We start from the raw sequence: 3276 nt of genomic DNA, 5'->3' as shown, positions 1-3276 counted from the left end.
TACCCGTTCGTGCTCGCCGGCCGGGCGCATGTTGGCGCCGGGCTTCAGGCCGTGCGGCAGGGCGACAAGGCTCCCTTCGAGCCGCACATCCTCCTGCATGAAGACAGTGTCGGCGCCGGGCGGCATCGGCGCGCCGGTGAAGATGCGGGCTGCGCCTTCGATCGGCGGGGCGTCGTCGCCGGAGATGCGGGCCGCGATCCGCGCCGTCACCGGCAGCAGCGTCTCGCCGTCCTTGGCGAGGTCGGCGTAACGAACCGCATAGCCGTCGACCGCCGAATTGGCGAAGCCCGGGACGTCGTTGCGGGCCAGGACGTCCTCGGCCGCGACGCGGCCGTCTGCGAGAGCGAGCGGGACGGTCTCGACGCCGACCACCACCGGAAGCCGCTCGTGGATCAGCGCGAGGACCTCCTCGATCGTCATCAGCCTGCCGCCGAACGCGAAGCAATCGTCAGCGAGTTGCGCCATCCGCGCCTCCCGTTCGGAGCCGCGCCAATGTCGCGTCGAGCGGCTCGGCGCTGGCGATCAGCAGATCCGCGACCGCGGCCACGTCGTCGAGCGGGACGACCGGAACCGCCGCGTCCGGAAACGGCTGGTCGCTCGCCACCCCGAGAATGCGCGGATCGTCCGGATGCAGCGGCGGGCGCCCGTTCGCGGCCCGGAACACCTCGACCTTGGCGTGCACGTCGCGCTTGAAGCCCTCCACGATCACGAGATCGGCCGCGCTCACCTTCTCGAGCAGCTCCGCCAGCGTCGCCTCGGCGCCGTCGCCGACCTCATGGATCTGCGCCCAGCGCCGCGCCGATGAGATGATCACCTCGCTGGCGCCGGCCTGCCGGTGCAGGAACGAATCCTTGCCCGGCTGGTCGACGTCGAACGCGTGGTGGGCGTGCTTCAGAGTCGCCACGCGCAGGCCGCGGCGGACCAGCAAGGGGATCGCCTTGACCAGCAGCGTGGTCTTGCCCGCGCCGCTCCAACCCGCGAGCCCGATGACGCGCGGGCCGCTCATGAGCCCGCGGCCGGCGAAAAGCCGAGCGTCCTGAGCGTGGCCGCCGTTTCCGGATCCGAAAGCGTCTTCAGGAACGCCGCCAGCGCCTCGGATCTGGAGCCGGCCGCATAGGCGAAGTCGTAATGCTCTTCGGTGAGCGGCAGGAAGCCGAGCCCGTAGGCCTTCGCGACGCTCGAAATGGCGACGCCCCAGTCGGCGCGTCCCTGCGCGACAGCCGCCGCCACCGCGTTGTGCGAGCGCGGCTGGTTCCAGAAGCCGGGCGGTCTGGCGTCGCCGATGAGGCCATCGATGAGCGCGCGGGTGCCCGATCCGGTGTTGCGGTTGACCATCACGACGGCCTCGTCCCTGACGGCCGCAGCCACGGCCTCGGCGGCCGAGCGGCCTTCGAAGCGCTCGTCTCCCGGCCGGAACACGATGCCCTGCAGGCGCCGCCAGCCTTCCGCCAGCGCGAGCCCTTGGCCCAGGAAGGGCGCGTTGTAACGGCCGGTCTCCGGATCGAGCAGGTGCATGGCCGCGAGATCGCATTCGCCACGCTTCAGCGCCGCGAGCCCTCCGGCCGAACCGACCCAAATGGCCCGCGCCCGGACGCCCCGGTCGATCAGAAGGCCGATGACCCGATCGAGCCCGACGCAATGGCTTCCGATGATGGTGAGGTCCGGGGGCTGCACCCCCGCGCCGAGCCGGATGACCGAGACCGTCTCGCCGGCTTCGAGGCCCGCCCGGTTCGCCGGGATGGAGAAGTAGCCGTCGGCCTGAGAGAAGGCCGTGACCGAACCGGACCCCTTCGGCAGAGGCAGGGCGACGAGCCCTGCGGGCGAGTGCGCGAGCGACGCCATCACGAATTCGGTTCGGCCGAGCTCGGACGCGGTCCGCTGGGGCAGCGCGGCCTCGATCGCCTGTTCCTCGCGCGGCGGCAGCCCCGCGAGCGCCCGCACCAGCGGCGCCACGAACTCATGGAAGGTGAACATCGCCGAGGTCGGGAAACCGGGCAGCACGACGATGGGCTTGCCTCGGGAGACCGCGAGACAAAGCGGCTTTCCGGGCTTGAGCGCGACCCCGTGCACCAGCACGCCCGGCGCGCCGAGCCGCGACAGGATGCGGTGGGAGACGTCCCCCGCGCCCTTGGAGGTGCCGCCGGACAGCACCACCAGGTCGTGCTCCTCGATCGCCCGGGCGAGGGCGGTCTCAAGCTTCGTCTCGTCGTCCGGCACGATGCCGAGCAGGTTCGCCTCGCCGCCATTCTCGACGACGGACGCCGCGACGATCGCGCCGTTGGAATCGTAGATCGCGCCCGGTCGCAAAGCCGTTCCGGGCGCCACCAGCTCGTCTCCGGTGGACAGCACCGCGACCTTCGGCCGGCGCACCACGTCGACCTGCGCCAGCCCGCAAGCGGCCAGCATGCCGATCTCGCGCGCCGTGATCAGCGTCCCCTTGCGCAGCACCGTCTCGCCCATCGCCATGTCGGCGCCCGCATAGCCGATGAACTGGCCAGGCCGGGCCGCCTGGGTCAGATCGATGGTGAGCCCGTGCGGGTCGAGCTCGGTGTGCTCCACCATCGCGACCGCGTCCGCTCCACGCGGGATCACGCCGCCGGTCGCGATCGGGGTCGCGGTCCCGGCCGAGACGGCGAGCGCCGGCGCGGTCCCGCAGGCAAGAATCTCATGGTTGAGACGAAGCCGCCGGGGCGCAGCCTGGCTGGCGCCTTCGGTGTCGCCGGCCCGAAGGGCGAAGCCGTCCACCAGGGCCCTGTCGAAAGGCGGCACGTCGATCGGCGACGCCAGGTCGGCCGCCAGCACCCGGCCAAGCGCCATCCCGAGCTCGACCTGTTCCGAGGGCAAGGCCCGATGCGGAACGGCCGCCCGAAACCGCTCGAGCGCTTCTTCGCGACTGGCCACGGTCAGGAACTGTTCCTGCCGGGACGCGGCGGCGAGACGGTCGAGAAAGGCGGCGTCCCTCACGGGATGATGCTCGTTCAAAGCGGCGTCACCTCGACTTCAGCGCGCTCTGGATAGCCTTCCCGATCGGGGTTGACCAGAACCGCCCCGTCGGCGCGCGCGAGCTGCGCGATGGGGAGCCCCGCGCCGCCGAGCGGCTCAGCGCCGCCTTCCGCGCGACGCACGAACACCACCTCGGTCAACCCGATCGTCGACGCGATCTTGCGCGTGAGCGGCGCCCGCTGTGCGGGGAGCGCGCCGGCGCCGGACAGAATGCCCAGCAGCGGGCGCAGCAGCGCCACGAACACCGCCAACGCGGCCTCGGGCCGCCCCGGC

Annotated in this window: 2 protein-coding genes and 2 pseudogenes; all 4 read right to left on the bottom strand. The window is 72.0% G+C overall.

Annotation, left to right across the window (positions count from 1 at the left end; translation table 11 throughout):
• Positions 1-465 (bottom strand): annotated as a pseudogene (locus ACIKT0_RS15695) (molybdopterin molybdotransferase MoeA); the annotation flags it as partial.
• Positions 449-1006, bottom strand: coding sequence for a molybdopterin-guanine dinucleotide biosynthesis protein B (gene mobB, locus ACIKT0_RS15690; RefSeq protein ID WP_407106270.1), 558 nt, complete (start codon positions 1004-1006; stop codon positions 449-451). The pseudogene ACIKT0_RS15695 and the gene mobB, both read right to left, overlap by 17 nt.
• Positions 1003-2964, bottom strand: coding sequence for a molybdopterin biosynthesis protein (locus tag ACIKT0_RS15685; protein ID WP_407106269.1), 1962 nt, complete (start codon positions 2962-2964; stop codon positions 1003-1005). The genes mobB and ACIKT0_RS15685 overlap by 4 nt, the downstream gene beginning before the upstream one ends.
• Positions 2965-2978: 14 nt before the next feature.
• Positions 2979-3276, bottom strand: a pseudogene (locus tag ACIKT0_RS15680) (molybdopterin-binding protein); the annotation flags it as partial.

The sequence above is a fragment of the Hansschlegelia beijingensis genome, from assembly GCF_045505405.1.
In the GTDB taxonomy this organism is placed as follows: Bacteria; Pseudomonadota; Alphaproteobacteria; order Rhizobiales; family Methylopilaceae; genus Methylopila; species Methylopila beijingensis_A.
This window is presented reverse-complemented; position numbering and strand designations above follow the sequence as displayed.